This window comes from Chloroflexota bacterium (assembly GCA_016197225.1).
Taxonomy (GTDB): domain Bacteria; phylum Chloroflexota; class Anaerolineae; order Anaerolineales; family VGOW01; genus VGOW01.
The window spans coordinates 31,252-53,899 of sequence record JACPWC010000060.1; the positions used below are offsets into that span (position 1 = coordinate 31,252).

The window sequence follows — 22,648 nt, forward strand, 5'->3', positions numbered from 1 at the left end:
GAAGCCGACGTTCAGCCGGAGAACGTCTCGTCGTGTCTTATACAGGTTAGGCTCTCAGGAATCAGGGTTTGCAACTTGTCAATAAGATGCCGCCAGTATAGCACTTTGGAATACATCAAGTCAAGGATTCCGTGTAAAATTTATACATAATAATAAAGGACAAAGGTCATGCTACACCATATAAAGGCGGATTCACCGTTCATAAACCGGTATTTCCAGACAGGAGTGACATAAAAAGTGACGGCTTCCCCACTTCCAAAACTGCTTATCGCCACCCACAACCCCGGAAAAATAAAAGAATTCGCCGCCATTTTTGATGGGCTGGCCGTCGAGTATTTGACTTTGAACGATGCCGGAATCACTGAGGCCATCCCTGAAACTGGCGACACCTACGCCGCCAACGCCCTGCTCAAGGCAACCGCCGCCTGCCGGGCTACCGGACTCCTGACCCTGGCCGACGACTCCGGCCTGGAAGTGGATGCTTTGGGTGGCCGCCCCGGCCTGTACGCCGCCCGCTACGCCGGGCCAAACGCCACCAACGCCGACCGCTGGGCTAAGTTGTTGGGCGAACTAGGGGAAACGCAACAAGCCGGGCGCGCCGCCCGCTTTCGTTGCGCGATCGCGCTGTGCGCGCCGGGCCGCGAACCTGTGATTGTCGAAGGAGTCTGTGAAGGCCAAATTGCCTTTGCTCCCGCCGGAACCGGTGGCTTTGGCTACGACCCGCTCTTCTACATGCCGGAGTTTGGCTGTACCATGGCCGAACTTGACGAGGCCATCAAGAATCAGGTCAGCCACCGCGCCCGGGCGGCGCAAAAGGCGAAAGCGGTTATTTTGGAGTGGATGCAATCCAGCTAATAAAAAGCGCACCTCCTCCTCCCGCAGAAAGTGCGCTCACCCAAACCACCTAACAACCCAACCACCAAGCTTCTACTCCACCCCTCGCTCCGCCAACCACCTCTCCGCCGCAATCGCCGCCTCGCACCCATGCCCGGCTGAGGAGATGGCCTGCTTGAAGATCGGGTCCTGCACCTCGCCGGCGGCGAACACGCCCGGCACTGAGGTTTGCCGGTTCTTGTCGGTGATCAGGAACTTCTGATCGTCCATCGCCAACTGGCCCTCGAACAGCCTGGTGTTCGGGAAGTGGCCGACGAACACAAACACGCCGTCCGTCTTCCATTGTTCCACCTGACCGGTCTTCAAGTTCCTGGCCCTCACTTCCTGCACCGCCCCGTTGCCCTTGATTTCCTCCAGCGCCGTATTCCACACAAACGCCATCTTCTCATTGGCGTTGGCGCGTGACTTCAACAACTCGCCGGCCCGCAGTTGGTCACGGCGGTGAACCACGCGCACCCGGCTGGCGTACTTGGTCAGGAACAGCCCTTCCTGCAAAGCCGAGTCGCCGCCGCCCACCACCAGCACATCCTTGTCGCGGAAGAAGAAGCCGTCGCAGGTGGCGCAATACGACACCCCCCGCCCGATGAACTCGTCTTCGCCCGGAATGCCCAGCCGCCTGGCCGAAGCGCCAGTGGTAATAATCACCGCCTTCGCCTGATACTCCTGGCTGTAAGTCTTGAGAGTAAACGGCGAGCCTTTGGTGAAGTCCACCTCCGTCACTTCGTTGTACTCAAACCGGGTGCCGAACTTTTCGGCCTGGGCCTTCATCTTCTCGGTCAGGTCAGGGCCGAGGATGGAATCGAACCCTGGATAATTCTCGACTTCGTTGGTGATGGCGATTTGGCCGCCCAGCTCGTTGCCGGTGATGAGCAATGGATTGAGGTTGGCGCGGGCGGCGTAGAGCGCCGCCGTCAGCCCCGCCGGGCCGGAACCGATGATAATAAGATTTTCCTGAATCATGCAAACTCCTGACTCATCCGCTCTGGCCGCAATTGAACTGCGGCCAGAACAGTGTGCGATTATGATGGACAGGCCGCATTATGCCACAAACCCATTAGACGAAAATAAAAAACGGGTAAGCCGTCGCGGCTACCCGTCACTTTGATTCCATGACATCCGTCACTTTTTATCGCCCTCGTACTTGAACCCCACCTGCTCGCCAATCATCGTCAGCAGAGTCACCGTCGCCCCGCGTGGGCGGTAGATGCCCTTTTCCCATTCCGACACCGTCTGCTGGCGCACACCCAGCCGTTTGGCGAACATCTGCTGGGTCAGGCCCATATAAAAGCGCAGTGCTTTCACTTTTGCGGCGTCCCACTGAGGTTTAGGGTCCGCCGAGGTACGACGCTTCACAGCAGAAGTCGGCATACCCGATGATTGTATACAAAGGTGAGAATCGGGGCAACTCGGTCAGCTCATCAACTTCTCCCGCGCTTCTTCTGTGAGCGGAACCAGAATTGTGATCTTGGCGCCTTTGCCTTCCGCCGAGTCAATGTGCAGTTGGCCGCTCACCAGTTCGGTGCGCTCGCGCATGTTCACCATGCCCAGGCTTCCACGCTGGTCGTAATTCGCGCCCACTGCCCCAACGTTGAACCCCACTCCGTCGTCCTCAATCACCAGATAAAACATTTCCGGCGAGCGCAAGCCAATTCTCACCCAGATGTGCTTGGCGGCGGCGTGCTTGCGGGCATTGCCCACCGCCTCTTCGGCAATATAGAACAGCACGCCCTGAGCGTGAATCTCCAGCTTCTCTCCCGCGCCCGGCTGGGCCTCAATAATCACATTCAAGTCATAGTTCTCGCGCATCTTGTCGGCCAGCGACTGCAACGCGGCGGCCAGGCCTTGCGACTCGAGCACCAGCGGGCGCAGGGTGAAGAGCATGTGGCGGATTTCTTTGGTGGTGCGGCGGGCCAGCTCTTCCACTTTATAAAGTTCTTCGGCGGCAGACTGCGGTTCGCGCTCCAACAGGCGGCGGATGTAGTTGGCCCGCATGGCCAGCGCCGCCACCGACTGGGTGGGGCCGTCGTGCAGGTCGCGGGCCAGCTTCTTGCGCGCTTCTTCTTCAACTTCGACGATGCGCTCTTTCTCTTCCAGCAGTTTCTGGTAGAGCCGCCCGTTCTTCACGGCGATGATGGTGTGCTTGCAAATGGCTTCGAGCAGTTCGATGTGATCCAGGTCGAAGAAATCCGGGCGCGGATGGGCAAAGATCATCACCCCGTAGTTGTCCATGCCGGCCTGAAGAGGGGCCGCCATCAACGTCCGACAACCGCGCAGGGCAATAAATCGCGAAAGTTCCGGATCGCGCGCTGGGTCGGACGAATAACCCGATTCGCCGCTGGCCAGCACTTCGGCGACAAGGCCCGACTGAGCAGGAAGCGTCACTTTATGATCGGCCTGAGTGAAACGGCGGGCCGTGATCACTTTTAGCTCGTCGTCGTGGAACAACAGCGCCGCGCACACCATTTGCGAGGCGGCGGCCCCGGTGTCGGCCATGCTGGAAATGCTCAGATCAAGAGCGGCGTCCAGCACCCGTTCATAGTTCAACGTCTCACTCACCAGCAAAGCCATCTTATAAATGGCGCGAGCCTGTTCGCGGATGTGCTTGAGCCGCCGCTCTTCAATATCGCGTTCGGCATGAGCGCGCTTTACGGCCAAAGTCCGCGTGCGCTCGCCCACCAGTCCGGCCACCAGCGCGCCGGTGAGTAAAAAGATGGCGTTAGGGATCAACGAGATCAGGGAACTTTGATAATCGGTGGTGTCGAAGGCAATGAGCAAAGCGGCATCGGCGGCGGCAATGACCAGCGCCACCAGGAGCGCCCACACCCAGCTAAACCGAAGCGAGGCGGTGACTACAACAAAGGCCGCCGCCCAGTAAGAAGAGGTAAGGGTGCTGGGGCCGGGCGCGGCAAATAATCCTATCGCCAACATGGTGTCGGTAAACAACGTCAGGCCGGGCGCGGCTTTGGGCCAGGCGCGCGCCAGCAGGAAGACAGCCAGGGCGACGTTGTACAACACGCCGGCCGCCAGCACCGCCAGCCGGGGCAACTGGGTGGTCGGGTCGCCCTGAGCCAGAAAGTAGGTTTCCGCCGCTGTAGCAATCAGCAAAGGCCAACGCAGGCCGAACAACAGCCAGTCTATTTGAATAACACCGCGAGACGCATGTTTCATAAGCAATAAAAGGCCAATCACAAAGATTGGCCCCCACACTATATCATGAACTTCAGCCCGGTAAAGATTGGAAACGAATGAGTCACCCGGTTTTCACCGAACGGCATCTTTCGGCTAGGCGGCTGGTGGAGGCGGGTTGACGGGCAATTGCAAAAAGAAGGTGCTACCGGGAAAATTCGTCTCGTCGTGGCCGGGGCTTTCCACCCAAACCTTGCCGCCGTGCGCACGGGCCACGCCGCGAACGATAGCCAGGCCCACACCCGGGCCGCCGCCTTTGAATGCCGTCTTGCTCGACGAATGCAGGGCCACCGAACCGACTTGATAGAATTTTTCAAACACCAGTTCCTGATGTTCTGCGGCCAGGCCGACGCCGGAATCCTGAATGGCAATTTCGACTCCGGGAACGCCGCCGTCGAGGAGGATGGGCCGGGTTCTAATTTGAATCTGCCCGTCGTCCGGCGTGTATTTAATGGCGTTGATGATCAGATGATGCAAGGCCTTTTGAATCAACGTCGGGTCGGCATTGATGTTGGGCGTGTCGGGCGAATGTTCGACGGTGATCGCCACCCGCCGATCGACGGCCTGCTTGTTCAAGTCGTGCGCCACATCGTTGACCACGCTCTTAAGCGGCACTGGCACCGGCAGGATGCGCAGGTTGTCGCTGTCGAGGCGGGTCACGTCGAGCATGGCGTTGACTACCTGGTGCATCCGGTCGGTGCCTTTTTCAATCCCTTCCAGCACTTCGGCCAGCGAAGCGTTACCTTTAACCCCGGCGGCCATCTTCATGATGTTGATGTAGCCTTTCATAACCGTGATCGGCGTGCGCAGTTCGTGGGCGGCCACCTGGATGAATTCCAGCTTGTTGCGGTCGAGCTGGCGGAGCATCTTGTTGGTGCGTTGCAGGTCTTGAATATCGCGCTGGTCGTTGGAGCGCAAACGGTCGAGGGTGCTGCGAATGAGGCTGAGGGCCATGCGCGGGCTTCGCTGAAGCATGGCTTCAAAGTCCGACTTGCCCACCTCCAGCACGGTGCAGTCGGTGGTGGCGCGGACGGTGGCGGCGCGGGGCGCGTTCTGGATCAGGGCCATTTCACCCACGTAGCCGCCGGGGCCGATGGTGCGAATTTCGCGCTCACCCTCGTTTTCGCTGATCTTTTTGGTGATGCGCACCTGGCCTTTGGCGATAATATAGAAGATTTCTTCGTAAGCGCCTTCGAGGCACAGGACGTGATTGGGTGGGTACTGGCACAGCCGGGTCATGGCGGCCAGTTCACGCAAGTCGCCATCCGACAGGCCGTCAAAAGCCTGGCTAAGTAATGAAAGTTTGTCCACCGCCGTCTCAGTCATCAGGGTCACGGGTGAATTAACCAATCAGGCATCCACTCTCTGCTCACAGTATAACCGCGAGTGTCCCGGCAAGCAATTGGCGAAAATTTCATTTTCGTGGCAAATGGCCGGCTTTTTGAGCTGGGACAAGAACGAGGGAAAATGTTGTAAAATTCCAGCCGGACGCGCAGGGCCAACCCGGGCAAGCATGGGCGCTCTGCGTTTGTCAATTTTAGAACTCGAGGGCATCTTTAATGAGCAGACCAACCCAACGAAAGCCAACCCAGACGGCGAGCTTCAGCAACCAGCAACGCTCGGCCCAAATTCGCCTCATCGCCATCGTCGCCGTGGCTGTGTTGATAGTGAGCGCCGGAATTTGGTACATTGTTGACCAAACGATCAAGGGCGAGCAGGACAAGATCCGGCCCGACGTCAACCCGGCAGAACAGATCATCCCCAGTGAAAGCGCCGGCCACGTGGACGTTGACACACCTCTCATTTTCAAACATTACCCGCCTTCGTCCGGCACGCATTACGGCACGACGATGCCGAATCTCGGCTTCTACGATCAGCCCTGGCCTGAAGGCTATTGGGTTCACAACCTGGAGCATGGCGACGTTGTTGTGCTCTACAATTGCGGTGATGATTGCGCCAATTTGAAGGCCCAACTCAAAGCGTTGGTGGATAAAGCGCCGCAACGCCGTTGCCCGACGCCGAAGCTTATCGTCCTGCCCTACTCGCAAGGCATGACGACGCCCATTTCGGTCATTGCCTGGGGCAGGCAACTCGACGTGGCTGAGTATGACGAGAAGGCCATTTTGGATTTCTACAAACGCTACGAAGATCGCGGCCCGGAGACCGTCGCCTGTTCACAGTGATATGACCACCACAGCGTTTTTCGTCCGCGATGTCCCGGTCTACGGAGTAACCGTCCTCTCGCCGATGGACGGTTACTCCGACCTGCCCTTTCGCCTCATCTGCCGCGAACTCGGCTCGGCCATGAGCTACACCGAGTTCGTGTCGGTGGACGAACTGCTGACCAACGTCAAGCGCACCGCCCGCAAGCTCAAGTTCGACTCGAGCGAGCGCCCGATGACGTTCCAGATTTACGGCCACGACGAAGACCGGCTGGTGGAAGTGGCGGGGCGCATCGAGAGCCTCGGCCCGGACATCATTGACTTGAACATGGGTTGTTGGGTGAACAGCATCTCCGGGCGCGGTGCGGGCGCAGGGCTTCTGCGCGAACCGGCCAAGATTGGCCGCATCTTCACCCGCCTGACTCAAACCCTCAAGGTTCCCGTCACCGGCAAAATCCGCCTCGGCTGGGACGACGCCTCGCGCAACTATCTCGAAGTGGCAAAGGTTCTCGAAGACAGCGGCGCATCACTCATCGCCGTGCATGGCCGCACCAAAACTCAGGGCTACAAAGGCTCTGCCGACTGGGACGCTATCGCCGAAGTGAAAGCGGCGGCGAAAGTGCCGGTGATCGGCAGTGGCGACGTGAAGACTGTGGCCGACATCGAGCGCATGAGACTCTACACGAGTGTGGACGCAGTGATGATCGGTCGGGCCGCCATCGGCAACCCCTGGCTATTTGCCGGCAAAGACCGGTCGCAGGTGACTCCGTCAGAAGTCGTCAAGCTAATGCGGCGGCATCTGGCGCTCAACATTGACTTCTACGGCGAAGCGGGCGGCCTCATCCTCTTCCGCAAGCACGCCGCCCGCTACATTCCCGACTCTGCCGCCGACCGCGCCCTGCGCCTGTCCATGCTGACCACCACCCGCCGCGCCGAACTCGAAGACATCATCAACCGCTACGAGGCCGGAGAACTTTTCACCGCCGAGAGCGCAGAAAAAGAAGAAGCATTCGCTTCCGAGTGCGCCCTCGTTTGAGATTTGAAGTTCATTCTTGTCATTTGACGTTTGTCGTTTCACTTTTGACGTTTGTCGTTTGCCGTTTCACTCATGCCTCCGACCTTCTTCATCCGCAACATTCCCGTTTACGGCGACGCCATCCTTGCCCCTATGTCGGGCTACTCGGATTTGCCGTTCCGTTCGATCTGCCGCGAACTTGGCTCAGCCATGAGCTACACCGAGTTCGTGCCCGCGCCCGGACTCCTGGCCGGGGCCGAGGCCGTATTCCGCCGCCTCATCTTCACACCCGCCGAGCGCCCCATCACCTTCCAAATCTTTGGCGCGAACGAAGACGACCTGGCCGAAGCCGCCAGGCGGATTGAACAGTTGGAGCCAGACATCATTGACGTGAACATGGGTTGTTGGGCCGACACGGTCGCCGGGCACGGCGCAGGAGCGGGCCTGCTCTGCGAGCCGGCCAGGATTGGCCGCATCTTTGCAAAACTAACTCGGTCAGTCAGCGTTCCCGTCACCGGCAAAATCCGCCTCGGCTGGGACGACGCCTCGCGCAACTATCTCGAAGTGGCAAAGGTTCTCGAAGACAGCGGCGCATCACTCATCGCCGTGCATGGCCGCACGAAAGCTCAAGCCTACAAAGGCAACGCCGACTGGGACGCCATTGCCGAAGTGAAAGCGGCGGCGAAAGTGCCGGTGATCGGCAGTGGCGACGTGAAATGCCCTGCCGACATCGAGCGCATGAAACGGCACACCGGCGTGGACGCAGTGATGATCGGTCGGGCCGCCATCGGCAACCCGTGGGTCTTCGCCCGCCGCGAGCGCCGCGACGTGCCGTTCGGCGAAGTGGCGGCCATGATCCGCAAGCACCTCGCCCTCTCGCTCGAATTCTACGGCCCGCAGGAAGGCTTTATGCTCTTCCGCCGCCACGCCCACAAATACATCTTCGCCATTCCCATGGCCGATTCTCTGCGCAACTTTCTGTCCAACGCCAAGACGCCGGAGAGCGTGCTGGAGGCGATTAAGATGTATGAAACCAGTCTGATAGTAGCATAGACCTTATCGGAAATAAGATCACAGCCCGCGTCCTCGCGGGCGGCCAACCGCGAGGACGCGGTTGGGAAGCGTCATAATGTTATTCCCGATAAGGTTTAATGCGTAAAACGTAATTGCCTTGAACAATTCGTCTCGTTTCTCCCTCTTCGCCGTCACTCCACCCGGCCTCGAAGACCTCACCCGCGCCGAACTGTTCGCCCTCGGCGTCAACCACCCGCGCGCCGTGCCGGGCGGCGTGGAGTTTGAAGGCTTCCTCAGCCATCTCTACAAAATCAATTTGTGGTCGCGCACGACTAGCCGGGTGCTGGTGCGGCTCGGCGAATTTCAAGCCGTTGCCTTCGACGAACTGCGCCGCAAAGCCGCCGGCCTGCCGTGGGAGAATTTTCTCCTCCCCGGCCAGCCCGTCAGCGTCCGCGCCACTTGCCACAAATCCAAACTCTATCACTCCGATGCCGTCGCCGAGCGAGTCGCGCTGGCGATTGAGGATCGTTTCGGTCAAAAAGATTCACCGCAAAGACGCCAAGAGCGCAAAGAAGAGAAAGAAAACTTGGCGTCCTTCGCGCCTTCGCGGTTAAATTCAGAAGTGATCGTCAGGATTGATCACGATCACTGCATCGTCAGCCTCAACAGTTCCGGCGCGCACCTGCACCAGCGCGGCTACCGCCTGCAAACGGCCAAAGCACCCCTGCGCGAAACGCTGGCCGCCGCGCTCCTGCTTCACGCCAACTACAACCCGGCCCAACCCTTGCTCGATCCCTTTTGCGGCTCCGGCACATTCGCCATCGAAGCGGCGCTCATGGCCCGCAACGTCGCCCCCGGCCTCAACCGCCGCTTTGCCTTCATTGATTGGCTGAACTTCGACACCCAGGAATGGGGCGAACAGTTGAGAAACGCGCGCGCGGCGATCAACGACTCAGCGCCAATCATCATCGCCTCAGATCGAGACGAAGGCGCGATTGCCGCCGCCCAAGCCAACGCGAAAAGAGCCGGTGCCGCCGACTCTATTCAGTTCAGCGTCCGCCCTATCTCGGCCATCGAACCGCCGCCCGCCCCCGGCCTGCTGATCAGCAACCTGCCCTACGGCGAACGAGTCGGAAGCGATGTGAGAAGTTTGTACGCGCAGTTTGGGAAGGTGATAAAAGAAAAATGCCCGGGCTGGCGAGTCGGCGTTCTGGCTGGAAGCACGGCGCTGGCAAAACAAACGCGGCTCGCTTTTGGCGAGCCGCTGATGATTGAAAACGGCGGTCTGCGCGTGCCGTTCGTCCTTAGCTCCCCTCTCCCGTGATGCGTTTGCGAAGCACATCATGGGGGAGGGGCCGGGGGTGGGGGCGGTTAGGCGGCTTCACTCGCCACCTGCGCCTCTTTGATCGCTCGTGGGACGTTCACCGTCACCAAAATCCCCAGCCCCACCACGAACAACACGATAAGCGACAGGATGCCGGTGCGGAAACTCCGGGTGATGTCGTTAACGCGGGCAAAGATAAACGGCCCCATCCACGACGTGCCGCGCTCGCTGACTTCGTAGAACGAGAAGAACTCGGCCTCGCGTCCCTTCGGGATCATCTGCGAGAAAATACTCCGACTGAGGGCCTGGCTTCCGCCCAAAATCAGGGCCACCACAAAGGCCAGCAACCAGAACTCCAACTCGCGTTGGGCGATTTTCAACCCCGGCACAATCGCCGTGCTCTTCATTCCGGCATAAGCGTAAACAACTACCACGCACCAGATGATGAGGCTGGTAATGAGCGCCCGCACCGCGCCCATCTTCCCAGCCAGCCAGCCATAGAGGTAAGCGCCAAAGAAGGCCACCGCCTGAATCATCAAGATCACCAGGATGCGATTCGTCGCATTCATCCCCAGCTCCTCGGCGGCAAACACGGCGGCAATAACGATCACGGTTTGAATACCGTCGTTGAAAAACAAGTAGGCGATCAAATAGCGCACCGTCTCCGGAAACTTGTTCACCTCGCGGAAAGTGCCGGCCAATTGCTTGAAGCCGATGGTGAGATAGCTCTCGCCCGCCGGCAGAGGCTTGGCCGCGTGGCGCGGGCGAAGCGTGTTAAACGTCACTTGCGCGAACAGCAACCACCACAGCCCGGCTGAGGCCAGGCAGATGCGGGCCGCCAGCGCGCCGTCTTTCATGAGCGAAAACAGAACCAGGTTGAGCAGAAGCAAGAGGCCGCCGCCCGCATAACCCAGGGCAAACCCTGCCGACGAGACGCTGTCCCGTTTGTCTTCGCTGGCAATGTCCGGCAGGTAGGCGTTATAAAACACGACCGCCGCCCCAAACGCCAGGTTGGCGATGATGAACAGCAAGCCGCCCAGCAGATAGGTGTCTTGAACAAGAAAAATCAAGGCCAGCGTGGCAACAGCGCCGATGGTGGCAAACAACTGCATCATCCGCTTGCGCAAGTGCGAATAATCGGCGATGGCCCCCAGAATGGGCAGAAAGAAGACCTGAAGAAGCACCGAAATCGAAACGCAGTAGGTAAACAACGAGTCGAAGCGGATGCCGCCAAACAGAGGCAGGGTGAAGATGATACCGTTGGCGTCGGCGGCGTTCTCGGCCAGGTTGGTCAGGTAGGGGCCAAGAAAGACGGTGACGACGGTGGTGCTAAAGGCCGAGTTGGCCCAGTCGTACATCGTCCAGCCAAAAATCTCGCGCTTGTCGTTGACGGGTACAGCCATTGATGCAGTTGCCATGATTGCCTCCAGAGATGGGGATGCGGCTAATATAGTCGAAATCGGCTTGGAGCGAAAGCTCACAAATGAAACCCCCGCCGCGCAAACAAGTTCCGGGCTTCTTTCAGTCCCGCTTGACAACGTCTCCTCTTCTGACTACCATCCGCGCCATGCCTACTAACCTCATCATTGACGCTCACCAGGACCTGGCCTGGAACGCCTTGACCTTCGGGCGCGATTACACCAAGTCGGCGCTAGCCACCCGCCAGGCCGAAAGCAACAACTCGGCCCCGTCGCACAACGGCAACTCTCTTCTTGGCCTGGGCGACTATTTGCTCGGCCATGTCGCCGTCATCTTCGGCACACTTTACGCCTCACCCACCCGCCACAAAATGGGCGAGTGGGATCGCCTCTCTTACGCCGACTCGGGACAGGCCCACCGCTTCTACTTGCAACAACTCGATTACTATCACCAACTGACCGACACCTGCCCCTCCTTTAAATTAATTGGCGATCGGGGCGACCTGGAGCAAGTGCTCGACTCATGGTCAGCCGCCGACTTGGAAAATCGGCGGGTCGGCCTCGTGCCCCTGATGGAAGGCGCGGACGCCATCCGCGAACCTCAAGAGGCCGAGTGGTGGATGGAACGCGGGGTGCGCATTGTGGGCCTGGCCTGGGCCGCCACCCGCTACGCCGGCGGAACCGGCGAACCCGGCCCGCTCACGCCCGAAGGCCGCCGCCTGCTCGGCGTGCTGGCCGACCTCGGCCTCATCCTCGATCTCTCGCACGCCTCCGACGAATCCTTCCTCGAAGCCCTCGACTTGTTTGAAGGCGTGGTCATTGCCTCGCACGCCAACCCGCGCGCCGTGCTCAAAGGCAACGTTCGCCGCCCGGAGCGTTTTCTTTCCGACGAGATGATCCGGCGGCTGGCCGCGCGCGGCGGCGTGACCGGCATTGTGCCTTACAACCGATTCCTCAAAGCAGATTGGGCCGAGTCCGATGGCAAGAACGCCGTGACGCTGACGGAGGTGACGGCGATGATCGATCACGTTTGCCAGGTGGCGGGTAGCGCCGATCACGTTGCCATCGGCTCCGACTTCGACGGTGGCTTTGGCGTGGAGAGTGTGCCAGCCGAGATTGACACCGCCGCCGACCTGGGCCTGATCGGCGCGGCGCTGAAAGAATGCGGCTACACCGAGGCCGACGTGGAAAAGGTGATGAGCGGTAACTGGCTCAACATTCTGAGGCGGGGTCTCCCGGCATGAAGACCCCGCCGCTCGAGGACACCCGCCTCGCCCGCGCCGCCATCGCTCTGATCGTCGCCGGATTCTTCGTCTTCGTCATCGGCATCTTCCCTGAGATCGTCCGCCTCAACCTCACGCCCGGCTTTGGCATCATCCAAATTTTTACATTTTTGCTGGGCCTCGGCTGGATGACTCTGGGCGGCTATGTCTACGCATATGCCACCCGCCGCCGCGCGCGCGAGCGGCGGCTGAGGCATGACATTGGCATCCGGCTGATCGCCACCGGCTACGTGTTGTGTTGCGTCGCCGCCCTGGCTGACATTTTGGGCATTGGCAGTCACAACATCCCCGAAAGCCTGCCCTTCTTTGGCCTGTGGCAAAGCGGCGGCGTCCTGCTGGGCGTGCTGGTCATTATCTTCGGCCTGTTCCTCTACGTAATGAAAGTGGACGATTAACTGGAGAATTGTCATTTGTCACCCTCAGAAGGTTGCTTTTCTCCCTCGCTCCGCTCTTCCCACTCGCGCTATAATCTCGCCGGATTCCAGAAGGAGGCCGCGTACCATGAAAATCAGCAATATTCTGGCTACCAAAGGCAATAACGTCGTCACTATCCAGCAGGATCAGACGATCAAAGAAGCCGTTGGCCTGCTGGCCTCGCGCAAAATTGGGGCGCTGGTGGTGCTCGACGCCGCCGGCCAGTTGGCCGGCATCCTTTCCGAACGCGACATCGTCCGCATCGCCGCCGCCCAGGCCGAGCCTTTTTCTGCGCGCGTGAGTCAGGCCATGACAAACGTCGTCGTCACCGGAACGCCTAACGACGATCTCAAATCCGTCCTGCAAACGATGACCGAAAAACGGTTTCGCCACCTGCCGATCCTGGAAAACGGCAAACTGATCGGCATCATCTCCATCGGTGATTTGGTCAAGGCTCAACTCGACGAGTACGAGGGCGAGATCGACTCACTGCAGACCCATATCGCGAAAGGGTAACCCGCCACTCATGACCCAGCCCGGCACGTCAACCCAACCCCTCCGAGTCGCCATCCTCGGCTCCGGCCCGGCGGCTTTTTACGCCGCCGATCATCTGCTCAAGCAAAACGGCCTCGTCGTCGAAGTAGACATGTTCGACCGCCTGCCCACGCCCTTCGGCCTGGTGCGCGGCGGCGTCGCCCCCGATCACCAAAAGATCAAATCCGTCACCAAAGTCTACGACAAGATCGCCGCCGACCCGCACTTCCGCTTTTACGGTAACGTCGCGTTCGGCCAGCACCTCAAGCTGGCCGACCTCAAGGCCCACTATCACCAGATTCTTTATGCCACCGGCGCCCAAACCGACCGCCGCATGGGCGTCCCTGGCGAAGACCTCAAAGGTAGTCACCCGGCCACCGAATTTGTGGCCTGGTACAACGGCCACCCCGATTATCGCGACTATCAATTTGATCTGTCACAGGAACGGGTCGCCGTCGTGGGCGTGGGCAACGTGGCAATAGACGTGGCCCGCATCCTCTGCCGCACGCCCGAAGAACTGGCCGACACCGACATCGCTGATTACGCCCTCGAAGCTCTGCGGAACAGCAAGGTGAAAGAAGTGTATCTGCTTGGCCGGCGCGGCCCGGCCCAGGCCGCCTTCACCAACCCCGAAGTGAAAGAGGTGGGCGAGATGGAAGACGCCGACTGCCTGACTCTGGCCGACGAAGTGGCGCTGGACGAACTGAGCAAGGCCGACCTGGACAAAGGCATGGATCAGGCCCTCAATAAAAAAGTGGATATGTTGCAAAGCTACGCCAAGCGAAAATCCACCGGCAAGTCGCGCAAGCTGATCATTCGCTTCCTCGTCTCGCCCACTGAACTCGTGGGCGATGAAAACGGGCGCGCGGCCAACATGAAGCTGGTGCGCAACGTCCTCTATCGCACTGACGCCGGAACCCTCAGCCCCAAAGCTACTGACCAGACCGAAGAACTGCCCGTCGGCCTCGTCTTCCGATCCGTTGGCTATCGCGGCGTGCCTCTGCCCGAAGTGCCGTTTCACGACAAGTGGGGAGTCATCCTCAACGAAAAGGGCCGGGTGATCGACTCTGACACAAAGCAGGCCCGCCCCGGCGAATACACGGCTGGCTGGATCAAGCGCGGGCCGAGCGGCGTAATCGGCACCAACAAACCCGACTCGGTGGAAACGGTGGTGGGCATGATGGAAGACCTGTCGAACGGGGCCTTCAACCAGCCCGTTCAGCCTGAAGTGGCCGCCGCCGAAGCCCTGGTGCGCCAGCGCCAGCCCCACTACTTCACCTACGCCGACTGGCTGAAGCTGGACGAACTGGAGCAGGCCAACGGCAAAGCCATTGGCCGCCCGCGCCTCAAGTTCACTTGTGTTGAAGAGATGTTGAAGGCGTTGGGGAAATCGTAGCGCCGACTCTGGCCTCTCAAGTCGAATACATTAACGCCACAGCCACGTCATTGACATTGGTCCCGGTCGGGCCGGTGAGAATCAAATCGTCCAGCCTGGCGAAAAAAGTGTGGCTGTCATTCCGATTCAGAAAACGGGCAGGGTCAAGCCCCAGCGCCCGTGCCCGCTCACACGTCTCGCCGGTCACGTAAGCGCCCGCCGCCGGAGTCGGGCCGTCAATACCATCTGTAGCAAAGGCGGCCAGGGCGACCTTCTCAAAACCGTTCATCGCAATGGCCGCCGCCAACGCCAATTCCTGATTGCGCCCGCCGAGTCCGTTCCCTCTCACCATTACCGTCGTTTCGCCGCCGAAAATAATGCATTGAGGCCGCGTATGCCCGAACCACTGTCGAGCCAGCGTTCCTATTCTTTGGCCGACCTCGCGGGCTTCCCCTTGCACGCCGGTCTCCACGCACGCCACCGCAAAGCCGGACGCTTTAGCGGCGGCTTCCACGGCCTCCACTGCCAACAGATTACTTCCGATGATTGTATGACTCACCAGCGCCAGCAACGGGTCGCCGGGTTTTAGAGTCTCGTTCTCCCCGCTCGTCAAATGACGGCGAACGGCATCAACCGCCAGGCCGTATTTGTCGAGCACCTTCAGAGCGTCGGCATAAGTCGTCGGGTCGGGCGAGACCGAGCCGGAGGCAATCACGTCCAGCGGGTCGCCGATCACGTCGGACAGGATGAAGGCTTGAACCCGGGCCGGGGCGATGAGGCGCAGAAGCCCCCCGCCCTTCAATTGCTCACAATGCTTTCGCACCGCATTCAATTCCTGGATAGTCGCGCCGGATTTGAGCAAGGCATCCGTCGTGATCTGCAAATCGGCCAGGGTGAGGCCGGCGACGGGCAGGGTGAGATGGGCGGAGCCGCCGCCGGAGACGAGGGCGATGACGAGATCACCGGCGCCGACTTGCGTTGCGATCCTGGCGATGGCCTGCGCGGCCAGAAGGTTGCGTTCGTCGGGCAACGGGTGCGCGGCCGGGTAAAGTTGAAATGGCAGAGCGCGGCGGGTCGCCTCATCCACTTGCGCCAAACGCTCCGGCGGGGCGGCAACGGCTCCGCCCGCGAGGCGCTGGCCGAGTTGCGACTCGAGGGCCAGCGCCATCTCCAGCGCGGCCTTGCCAATGCCAATCACCCAGCAATGCCGCGCTTGTTCGAGCGAGGCGGCGAGGATGGGCAGGTGAGCCAACAAGCGAACCTTTGGATCTGCGGCGCGCAAAGCGGCCTCAATCAATGTATTGAGGTGCGCTCGATAATTTTGATGGTTGCGCTCTCTCAAAGGCATTACCGGTTGAGGCGTTGCGATGGACGACGGCGGCGGGCAGTTTGCCCCAAAAGACTTCGAGCGGTTGCAGGCGCAGGCAATCGTGGTTTAGGCCGGCCCGTATTGCTGAAGCCACCACTGCTTCAGCGGAATGTCACTTTGCGAGACCACTTCGTAAAACGCCGCGATGTCGAATGGCACGCGGCGCAGGTCAACGCTCACCACCCCGCTCTCCCAACTCACAATCGCATACTCGGCCCACGGAAGCAGAGCCGGTGTTACGCCCGGCGCGGGCAGTTGGGCAAAGGCGCTCCCTACACTGCCGGGATTGATGAACAACTTCCCGCCATGTTGCCGGAGCATTTGAAGGTGCGAGTGCCCGCCAATAAAAAACGTGGCCGGTTGCCCGGCAAGCAGGCCGTCCAATTCTTCGACCGGCGTGGTGGGCAGGAGCAGGCCGATGTTGGAGCCAGGCGTACCGTGAAAACATAACACTTCCGCGCCAGGGCCGAGCGAAAGATTGAGGACGGGTTGAAACGATGCCAGGTAAGCGACATCATCCGGCGCGAGTTGGCCGGCACACCACTCCAGCGTGGGCCTGAGCGGCGGCGGGATCAGAAGTTGAGGTGCGTTGGCCGGGTTGAGCAGAGCGGCATCGTGATTGCCCATGATGCAGGCGCACCCCAGGCTTTTGAGCCGGGCGATCACTTCCAGAGGCTGAGGGCCGATAGTGGCGACATCGCCCAGGCACACGACAGAGTCAATGTGTTGCCGGGAAAGGTCATTAAGAACGGCGTCGAGGGCGGTGTAGTGACCGTGAATGTCGGAGAGGACGGCAAGATTCATGATCACCCTGTCTTTGCGTGTGCGGTGTGCTCTTTAACGGCTAACGCCTGCTCAGGTTGACCGTTCAGTTCGTAGGCCCAGCCCAACTGCAAATATAAATCACGGAGGTGCGCCTCGACCGCCACGCCGGCGAGTGAGGCTTCCTGCGCCAGTTGACGGGCCTTTTCAAAATGAACCACAGCCTCGCCGGCTGCAGACAGGCGCAACGCTTCTTGCCCGGCAGCCAGGCTATAGCGGAAAGCAGCCTCTGCCAGTCCGGCGGCCAGAGCGTGGTAGGCCAACACGGCCGCGGGCTCCCGGGCCGCTTCGAGGACGTCCAACGCCCGGCGATGGAAAAGCCGCCGGCGCGCATCCCCGGCTTCAGTATAAACGACATCCCAGATCATCTGGTGCGCGAATACGTAGGCGCTGGCATCGCCAGGCTGTGCCACTTCCAGCAAGAGCTGGCCGCTGACTAATTCGTCGAGGGCGGCCAATCCCATATCTTCGGCCACATTGGCGATCGCACACAAGCGCTCGAATGTGAGCCGGTGCTCAAGCGTCGCGCCGGCGGCCAACAGGGTGAAGGCCTTCGGGCTGAGGCGATTCAAGCGAGAGCGGATGACGGCCCGCACGGTGGACGGGACGCGGACCGCATGGCCGAGATCGTGCTCAGCATCCACCTCAAATGCCCATTTGCCGTCGGCCTGTCGCTTGGGATGGAGGGCGCCTCGTTCAAGTAAATCCTTCAGGGTCTCCATCAAGTAGAATGGCTGCCCGCGCGTTTCGTTGAACACCCACTGGGCGAAGTCAGCGGCGGGCGGCGCCAGCATCGAGAGCACCATTTGCACTGTATCGCGTTCACTCAACGGTTCTAGCGCGAGATGATACAGCCCAAGTTCACGCTCCACCTGCGCCAGCCACGCGAGCAGGCTCGGTCGCTCGGGTCGAGCTGAAGGCGGTAAGGTTTCTGACCGCAGGCTGACCAAGAGCAATATCCGAGCGGCGCTCTCTCGCCAGCGCCGGACGGCGTATTGCAACAGATCCAGCGTCGCGCTATCGGCCCATTGCATATCGTCCACGAACAGCACCAGCAGCGGCGGATTGGCCAGGGCCAGCGTTAAGCGCACCAGTGACTCGAATAGCTGGGTTCGGTCAGCTGGCGCCTTCAGTTGAGCGAGAGGCAATTCAGGATAACGATCGCGCAGTTCTGGGAACAACTGACTCAGCGGGGCCAGCCATGCCTCCCCCAGCCAATCCTTCAGTGCGTTGTCCCGCTCGAGCCGGGGACGGAAGGCTTCAATCAATGTCTGATAGGACATACGACTGCCACTCTCAAAAGCGCGCCCGTGGAGCGTCTCGGCTCCCTGAGCAACCGCCCAGGTCAAGAATTCCTCGGCCAGGCGTGTTTTGCCGATCCCGGCCTCGCCGCGCAGGGTCACGACCTGGGGCTGGCCTGTGGCGGCATATCCGTAGCGCTCAACCAGCACCTGATACTCAGCGGCGCGCCCAGCAAACAGGCTTTCCAAAAAGGCAACTGGAGTGTCGAGCCGGTCAAGCTGAGATACGGAGTGTGAGAGGGGGTGTTGAGTGCGAATGCGCGCAGCCAGCGCCTCGGTATCTGGCCCTGGTTCAATACTCAACTCAGCCGCCAGAACGGCGCGACACGCGTCATAGGTTTCCAAGGCCTGACCCCGCTCGCCGGCCGCGAAGTGGGCGCGCATCTTGCGGCGATAGGCCACTTCATTCAGCCCATCGAGGGCGATCCAGAGTGAGGCAGTTTCGGCGGTACTGGCGAGTTCGCCACGCGCAAATTGGATTTCGGACAGCCGGTCGAGAATCAGGCCCAGGCGGCGACGCCAAGCTTCACGTTGGACGGCGGCCCAATCGTCGAAGCCGGGCGCATCGCCGAGCGAAAACCCCGCGAGAAAATCGCCGCGGTAGCAGGCAGCAGATGACTGCAACAACAGCAGGCTGGCCGAACCTTCCGGGAGCGTCCGGCTCGAACGGTCGGCGCGGGCCTGGGTATAGGCGCGCTCCACCGTATGCAGGTCAAGGTGAATATCGGCGTCCGGATTCAGCCCCAGCGCATTGTGAGTGACTGAGAGGTAGTTGGTTTGGGCCTGGCCGCTAGCCTGGCGCAGAGCAGATTGCAGGTGGCCGAGGGTGTTGCGGAGTGAGGCGTAGCTGCGCTCGGGCTTTGCTTCCGGCCACAGGAGAGCCGCCAAATGCTCACGGGGTTGCTCTCCGCCCTCAAGCGCCAGGTAAATTAATAGGGCCGCCGTCTTGCGCGTGGGAAACGTCAGCAGTTTTTCGCCCAGGCGCACTTCCAACGGTCCTAGTGCATATAGATGCAATTGTGAGGCATGGCTTGCCACCTTAGCGCTCCTTGTGACGCTTTTGAGACTCCACGTCATTATACTCATTGTTAAGAGCAGAGTTTCATATCGAGGTTTCAAAATGCCCGTTTACACGTATAGATGCCAGAGTTGCGGCGCTAAATTGACACAAAAGGAAGCCTTTTTAGACAGACCGCCAAAGCGTTGTCCGGAATGCCATACAGGCATTCTGCGGCGTGTTCCCCAACTGCCGGTCATTGTCTTCAAAGGTTCCGGCTGGTATTCCACCGATCATCGCTCTCCCTCTGGCCAGACCCGCACGCTTAGCCAGAAGAATGATAAGGCCGAGCATCCTGCCGGCGAAAAGAATGGGAGCTGACAGCTGGAGGGCCCCTCAATGCCTGGAATAGTTCTGACACTCCCCATCGTAGCCGGTAAAGTGGAAGCCTGGCGGCGGTTTTGCCAGGAGATGTCCAGCTCACGACTACAGATGTACGAAGCCTCTCGCCGGCGGCTGGGCATCACGCGCGAACGATTGGCGTTGGTGGAAACCGCTTTTAGGTCGGCGACCGTGACCACCCTCGAAGCCCAGGATGTGGGTCAAGCGCTGGGCCAAATCATCACCTCTGCGCTTCCGTTTGACTGCTGGTATCGGGAGCAGGTGCAGGAGTTACATGGCGTCAACCTGGCCGGATATGAGCATTTCGCTCAGCCAGTATCGCCGCCACAAAATCAAGAGTTGCTTTTTGAGTGGACGCACTCGTATGCCTGAAATATGTCGTACATAAACCGAGCGAGCGGTTTGTAACGTTGTCTCTCGGTCAACCTGGTCTCCGGACCGAAAGGAAATGAAATGGCAGCCGCAGTAATGCATCAAGGTGAAAGCGTACAAGATCCGCCATTCGTGCAGAGGTTATTGAGCGACCCACATGTCGGGCGGTTATGGCTGTAACCCTGCTTCTGGCTGGGCTGGCAGTGGCTCATTGCCGCCCAGCACCAACAACTCCATGCCAGCCGTCTTGTTCGGCGGCCTCAAGAATTGGAGCAACAAAATGACTGGATCAGCAAGCCTCACCCCCCTGCTATTCGTGATGGTGATTGTATTAATCCTGGTATGGCAGACCCTGGGCAACATCAGACCCGAATATTATTTTCTCCACTGGATCGGCACGCCCTGGCGCATCCCGCCTGTTATCATGGAGCCAGTAGCAGTTGCCAGCCCTCGGGCTTTGATGGTTTGGGCTGATGAGGATAGCGCGGGAGAAAAGGCCACCCAGGGCTGGCCGCTAAAGTAAGGGAGGCTTACTTGGATTACAAGCGACAAATTTCAGCTACAGAAGCCTATACGGTTGGAGTGCGTCTTGGACTCAACTGGGCGCAAGTTGACCTAGAGCAGTTTCGGCATGGGCTAGAGGTAGAACTCGACCGTTCCGGGCGCAGGCGGGCAACCCCTGTCACCTACGCCAGTCTGGTGCTCATGGGCAAGATTGCCTGGACTCACTTGAAAGAGACTCGGGACTACTACAGCCAGTTGGGCTGGTTTGCGGCTCGGGCCGAAAGCTGAGATTAGGGGAGACTTCAGCGTGAAGTCCCCCCGGCCTGAGATTGATAGTTGTGTTAAAACAGCCCCGGAACATTCCATCGGGCTGGCGATATTCTAGTCGGTCGGCCCTGAGAGGCCGCACCGGAGGAGATCTAAATCATGGAAATCAAGTTGTATGTTGGCAATTTATCTTATGAGACGAGCGAAGAGGATTTGCGCGCTTTGTTTACTCAAGCAGGCGCCGTCGCCTCGGTGGCCCTGATCAAAGACCGAGACACCGGCCGGTCGAAAGGGTTCGCGTTTGTCGAAATGGCCACTCAGGCTGAAGCCGAGAAAGCTATCAGTATGTATAGCGGCCACAAAATGAACGATCGCGACCTTACGGTAAACCTCGCCCGCCCGCGCGAGACGCGCGGCAGCTTTGGTAGTTCATCTGGTTCGAAATACAAAGGCTAGAGTGGCAACCACGGGTGGTCAAGGGGACTCCATGAAATTCAAAGTTGGCGACGAGGTCATGCATACCAGCCACGGCAGCGGCCAGATTGTGGCGATTGAAGAAAAGCAGCTGTCTGGCCGCGAGTCCCGGCTATTCTATGCTGTGTCAATTAATAAGAGTACGATCTGGGTGCCGGCCGATTCGGACAGCGACGCCAGTCTCCGCCAGTTGGCTTCCAACAGCGATCTGACTCACTGCCGGGTGTTGCTCAAAAGCCGCCCCGCCCAATTGAATACCGATCGACAGCAACGGGGTCGCGACCGAACCGAGAGTCTTCGAGCAGGCTCTTTTGAAATCAGATGCGAGGCCGTTCGCGACCTCACCGCCCATGGTTGGCTCAAACCCTTGAGCGAGTCGGATGCCGCGGCGCTTCGCAAAATTCAAGAAGTGGTTTGCCAGGAGTGGGCCTTCGCCGAAGGTGTGCCGCCGTCGGAGGCCTCTCGGGAAATTGCGGCCTTGCTGCAGGAGGGCTGCCAGAGGTACAAGGCCGACGCCGCTCTCTCGTAGTCAAAAGACTCTATCGGAAAGAGCGGCCTTCGACAGGCTCAGGCCGCGCGCTGACGCGAAGCGGTCGAAGCGCCCACCGGCTTAGTTTGAATAGAGACCAATGCTTGGCTGATAGCCGTCGTAATGAAAACGTCCCTTCGCAGTTTGCGAAGGGACGTTGTATTTAGCTCAGCAACCTTGCCGATTTAGTAATCCGGCATGGGTGGCGGAGCGGATTGTCCGTTCTCTGGCATGTCAGTGATGAGCACGTCCGTCGTCAGGATCATGGCCGCGATGCTGGCCGCATTCTCCAGCGCGCCACGGACAACCTTCACCGGGTCAATGACGCCGGCTTTGATCATGTCGCCGTATTCACCCGTGATCACGTTGTAGCCGACGTTCTTATTCTTGTCCTCTTTGGCCTTGCGGCGGATGTTGGCAATGATCACCGAACCATCTTGCCCGGCGTTGTTAGCCAGCTTGCGCAGAGGCGCTTCGAGGGCGCGGCGGACGATGGTGATACCGGCCTGCTCATCATCGTCTTCCAGCTTAATCCTGGATAGAGCTTCGGCGGCGTTGATGAGCGAGACTTCACCGCCGGCCACGATACCTTCCTCCACAGCGGCGCGGGCAGCCGAGAGTGCGTCTTCCACACGGTGCTTCTTTTCCTTCAGTTCCACTTCAGTGGCCGCGCCCACACGAATGATGGCGACCCCGCCGGAGAGCTTGGCCAGACGTTCCTGCAATTTCTCTTTGTCGTAATCCGACGTGCTCTTGTCAATCTCAACCTTGATCTCTTCAATGCGGCCTTTGATGGCTTTGGCATTGCCGGCGCCATCAACGATGGTGGTATCCTCTTTGGTGGCCACCACCTTCTTGGCCCGGCCCAGGTCGGCGATAGCCGTGCTTTCGAGTTTCTTGCCGAGTTCGTCAGTGATGACGGTGCCGCCGGTGAGCACGGCAATATCCTGCAACATAGCTTTGCGGCGGTCGCCGAAGCCGGGGGCCTTGAT

General features: G+C 59.8%; 24 protein-coding genes. 15 read left to right on the forward strand and 9 right to left on the reverse strand.

Annotation, left to right across the window (positions count from 1 at the left end; translation table 11 throughout):
- The first annotated feature begins 237 nt into the window (after window positions 1-237).
- Window positions 238-855, forward strand: a complete 618-nt coding sequence (locus tag HYZ49_10855) for an XTP/dITP diphosphatase (GenBank protein MBI3242780.1) — start codon at window positions 238-240, stop codon at window positions 853-855.
- A 72-nt stretch (window positions 856-927) separates the two neighbouring features.
- Here HYZ49_10855 and trxB read toward each other — a convergent pair whose 3' ends face one another.
- From trxB to HYZ49_10875, 4 genes are all read right to left on the reverse strand, one after another.
- Window positions 928-1,854: a thioredoxin-disulfide reductase gene (gene trxB / locus HYZ49_10860; protein MBI3242781.1), complete on the reverse strand. Its 927-nt coding sequence runs from the start codon at window positions 1,852-1,854 to the stop codon at window positions 928-930.
- A 159-nt stretch (window positions 1,855-2,013) separates the two neighbouring features.
- Window positions 2,014-2,262, reverse strand: coding sequence for a helix-turn-helix domain-containing protein (locus HYZ49_10865; protein MBI3242782.1), 249 nt, complete (start codon window positions 2,260-2,262; stop codon window positions 2,014-2,016).
- Window positions 2,263-2,304: 42 nt separating this feature from the next.
- Complete coding sequence (locus tag HYZ49_10870) at window positions 2,305-4,062, reverse strand: GAF domain-containing sensor histidine kinase (GenBank protein MBI3242783.1); 1,758 nt, start codon at window positions 4,060-4,062, stop codon at window positions 2,305-2,307.
- Between the two features lie 114 nt (window positions 4,063-4,176).
- Window positions 4,177-5,415 carry a cyclic nucleotide-binding domain-containing protein gene (locus tag HYZ49_10875; protein ID MBI3242784.1) on the reverse strand — a complete coding sequence of 413 codons (1,239 nt, stop codon included), beginning with the start codon at window positions 5,413-5,415 and terminating at the stop codon, window positions 4,177-4,179.
- Window positions 5,416-5,639: 224 nt separating this feature from the next.
- Between HYZ49_10875 and HYZ49_10880 the strand changes: the two genes are divergently transcribed.
- The 4 genes from HYZ49_10880 to HYZ49_10895 all read left to right on the forward strand — a co-directional run bounded on the left by HYZ49_10880 (window position 5,640) and on the right by HYZ49_10895 (window position 9,595).
- Window positions 5,640-6,263 (forward strand): DUF3105 domain-containing protein, encoded by a 624-nt coding sequence (locus tag HYZ49_10880; protein ID MBI3242785.1) that lies wholly within the window; start codon window positions 5,640-5,642, stop codon window positions 6,261-6,263.
- A gap of 1 nt (window position 6,264) precedes the next feature.
- Window positions 6,265-7,278, forward strand: coding sequence for a tRNA dihydrouridine synthase DusB (gene dusB, locus HYZ49_10885; GenBank protein MBI3242786.1), 1,014 nt, complete (start codon window positions 6,265-6,267; stop codon window positions 7,276-7,278).
- A gap of 72 nt (window positions 7,279-7,350) precedes the next feature.
- Window positions 7,351-8,310, forward strand: a complete 960-nt coding sequence (gene dusB, locus HYZ49_10890) for a tRNA dihydrouridine synthase DusB (GenBank protein MBI3242787.1) — start codon at window positions 7,351-7,353, stop codon at window positions 8,308-8,310.
- A gap of 118 nt (window positions 8,311-8,428) precedes the next feature.
- A complete protein-coding gene (locus tag HYZ49_10895; protein ID MBI3242788.1) occupies window positions 8,429-9,595 on the forward strand; it encodes a class I SAM-dependent RNA methyltransferase in 1,167 nt (388 codons plus the stop codon).
- A 47-nt stretch (window positions 9,596-9,642) separates the two neighbouring features.
- On the opposite strand, the gene HYZ49_10900 is transcribed toward HYZ49_10895, so the two are convergent.
- Entirely contained in the window at window positions 9,643-10,998 is a 1,356-nt protein-coding gene (locus HYZ49_10900; GenBank protein MBI3242789.1) for an MFS transporter, read from the reverse strand.
- An 80-nt stretch (window positions 10,999-11,078) separates the two neighbouring features.
- On the opposite strand from HYZ49_10900, the gene HYZ49_10905 reads away from it, so the two are divergent.
- The 4 genes from HYZ49_10905 to HYZ49_10920 all read left to right on the forward strand — a co-directional run bounded on the left by HYZ49_10905 (window position 11,079) and on the right by HYZ49_10920 (window position 14,640).
- Entirely contained in the window at window positions 11,079-12,257 is a 1,179-nt protein-coding gene (locus HYZ49_10905; GenBank protein ID MBI3242790.1) for a membrane dipeptidase, read from the forward strand.
- Window positions 12,254-12,691, forward strand: a complete 438-nt coding sequence (locus HYZ49_10910) for a hypothetical protein (GenBank protein ID MBI3242791.1) — start codon at window positions 12,254-12,256, stop codon at window positions 12,689-12,691. Before HYZ49_10905 ends, HYZ49_10910 begins: the two co-directional genes overlap by 4 nt.
- Before the next feature lie 106 nt (window positions 12,692-12,797).
- Window positions 12,798-13,226: a CBS domain-containing protein gene (locus HYZ49_10915; protein ID MBI3242792.1), complete on the forward strand. Its 429-nt coding sequence runs from the start codon at window positions 12,798-12,800 to the stop codon at window positions 13,224-13,226.
- A 10-nt stretch (window positions 13,227-13,236) separates the two neighbouring features.
- A complete protein-coding gene (locus HYZ49_10920; GenBank protein MBI3242793.1) occupies window positions 13,237-14,640 on the forward strand; it encodes an FAD-dependent oxidoreductase in 1,404 nt (467 codons plus the stop codon).
- Window positions 14,641-14,656: 16 nt separating this feature from the next.
- Here the strand turns inward: HYZ49_10920 and HYZ49_10925 are convergent, their stop codons facing one another.
- From HYZ49_10925 to HYZ49_10935, 3 genes are all read right to left on the reverse strand, one after another.
- On the reverse strand, window positions 14,657-15,901 hold the full coding sequence (locus HYZ49_10925) for a glycerate kinase (protein MBI3242794.1): 1,245 nt from the start codon (window positions 15,899-15,901) through the stop codon (window positions 14,657-14,659).
- A gap of 153 nt (window positions 15,902-16,054) precedes the next feature.
- Complete coding sequence (locus HYZ49_10930; protein ID MBI3242795.1) at window positions 16,055-16,792, reverse strand: metallophosphoesterase family protein; 738 nt, start codon at window positions 16,790-16,792, stop codon at window positions 16,055-16,057.
- 2 nt (window positions 16,793-16,794) lie between these two features.
- Window positions 16,795-19,188 (reverse strand): AAA family ATPase, encoded by a 2,394-nt coding sequence (locus HYZ49_10935; GenBank protein MBI3242796.1) that lies wholly within the window; start codon window positions 19,186-19,188, stop codon window positions 16,795-16,797.
- A 43-nt stretch (window positions 19,189-19,231) separates the two neighbouring features.
- On the opposite strand from HYZ49_10935, the gene HYZ49_10940 reads away from it, so the two are divergent.
- The 6 genes from HYZ49_10940 to HYZ49_10965 all read left to right on the forward strand — a co-directional run bounded on the left by HYZ49_10940 (window position 19,232) and on the right by HYZ49_10965 (window position 21,656).
- The gene (locus HYZ49_10940; GenBank protein MBI3242797.1) at window positions 19,232-19,489 is read left to right on the forward strand and encodes a zinc ribbon domain-containing protein; all 258 of its coding nucleotides are present in this window, start codon (window positions 19,232-19,234) and stop codon (window positions 19,487-19,489) included.
- Window positions 19,490-19,507: 18 nt separating this feature from the next.
- The gene (locus tag HYZ49_10945) at window positions 19,508-19,882 is read left to right on the forward strand and encodes a hypothetical protein (GenBank protein MBI3242798.1); all 375 of its coding nucleotides are present in this window, start codon (window positions 19,508-19,510) and stop codon (window positions 19,880-19,882) included.
- Between the two features lie 157 nt (window positions 19,883-20,039).
- Window positions 20,040-20,405, forward strand: coding sequence for a hypothetical protein (locus HYZ49_10950; GenBank protein ID MBI3242799.1), 366 nt, complete (start codon window positions 20,040-20,042; stop codon window positions 20,403-20,405).
- A 59-nt stretch (window positions 20,406-20,464) separates the two neighbouring features.
- Window positions 20,465-20,674: a hypothetical protein gene (locus tag HYZ49_10955; GenBank protein ID MBI3242800.1), complete on the forward strand. Its 210-nt coding sequence runs from the start codon at window positions 20,465-20,467 to the stop codon at window positions 20,672-20,674.
- Between the two features lie 144 nt (window positions 20,675-20,818).
- Window positions 20,819-21,109, forward strand: a complete 291-nt coding sequence (locus HYZ49_10960) for an RNA-binding protein (protein MBI3242801.1) — start codon at window positions 20,819-20,821, stop codon at window positions 21,107-21,109.
- 31 nt (window positions 21,110-21,140) lie between these two features.
- Entirely contained in the window at window positions 21,141-21,656 is a 516-nt protein-coding gene (locus HYZ49_10965) for a hypothetical protein (protein MBI3242802.1), read from the forward strand.
- Between the two features lie 185 nt (window positions 21,657-21,841).
- Here HYZ49_10965 and groEL read toward each other — a convergent pair.
- Window positions 21,842-22,648: chaperonin GroEL (groEL, locus tag HYZ49_10970; protein MBI3242803.1), on the reverse strand; the 807-nt coding region annotated here is incomplete at its 5' end.

Coding starts and splice junctions, on each gene's coding strand:
- trxB (MBI3242781.1), bottom strand. CDS start 1,854: ATGATTCAGGAAAATCTTATTATCATCGGTTCCGGCCCGGCGGGGCTG.
- HYZ49_10865 (MBI3242782.1), bottom strand. CDS start 2,262: ATGCCGACTTCTGCTGTGAAGCGTCGTACCTCGGCGGACCCTAAACCT.
- HYZ49_10870 (MBI3242783.1), bottom strand. CDS start 4,062: ATGAAACATGCGTCTCGCGGTGTTATTCAAATAGACTGGCTGTTGTTC.
- HYZ49_10880 (MBI3242785.1), top strand. CDS start 5,640: ATGAGCAGACCAACCCAACGAAAGCCAACCCAGACGGCGAGCTTCAGC.
- dusB (MBI3242786.1), top strand. CDS start 6,265: ATGACCACCACAGCGTTTTTCGTCCGCGATGTCCCGGTCTACGGAGTA.
- dusB (MBI3242787.1), top strand. CDS start 7,351: ATGCCTCCGACCTTCTTCATCCGCAACATTCCCGTTTACGGCGACGCC.
- HYZ49_10900 (MBI3242789.1), bottom strand. CDS start 10,998: ATGGCTGTACCCGTCAACGACAAGCGCGAGATTTTTGGCTGGACGATG.
- HYZ49_10905 (MBI3242790.1), top strand. CDS start 11,079: ATGAAACCCCCGCCGCGCAAACAAGTTCCGGGCTTCTTTCAGTCCCGC.
- HYZ49_10910 (MBI3242791.1), top strand. CDS start 12,254: ATGAAGACCCCGCCGCTCGAGGACACCCGCCTCGCCCGCGCCGCCATC.
- HYZ49_10915 (MBI3242792.1), top strand. CDS start 12,798: ATGAAAATCAGCAATATTCTGGCTACCAAAGGCAATAACGTCGTCACT.
- HYZ49_10920 (MBI3242793.1), top strand. CDS start 13,237: ATGACCCAGCCCGGCACGTCAACCCAACCCCTCCGAGTCGCCATCCTC.
- HYZ49_10930 (MBI3242795.1), bottom strand. CDS start 16,792: ATGAATCTTGCCGTCCTCTCCGACATTCACGGTCACTACACCGCCCTC.
- HYZ49_10935 (MBI3242796.1), bottom strand. CDS start 19,188: ATGACGTGGAGTCTCAAAAGCGTCACAAGGAGCGCTAAGGTGGCAAGC.
- HYZ49_10940 (MBI3242797.1), top strand. CDS start 19,232: ATGCCCGTTTACACGTATAGATGCCAGAGTTGCGGCGCTAAATTGACA.
- HYZ49_10945 (MBI3242798.1), top strand. CDS start 19,508: ATGCCTGGAATAGTTCTGACACTCCCCATCGTAGCCGGTAAAGTGGAA.
- HYZ49_10950 (MBI3242799.1), top strand. CDS start 20,040: ATGTCGGGCGGTTATGGCTGTAACCCTGCTTCTGGCTGGGCTGGCAGT.
- HYZ49_10965 (MBI3242802.1), top strand. CDS start 21,141: ATGAAATTCAAAGTTGGCGACGAGGTCATGCATACCAGCCACGGCAGC.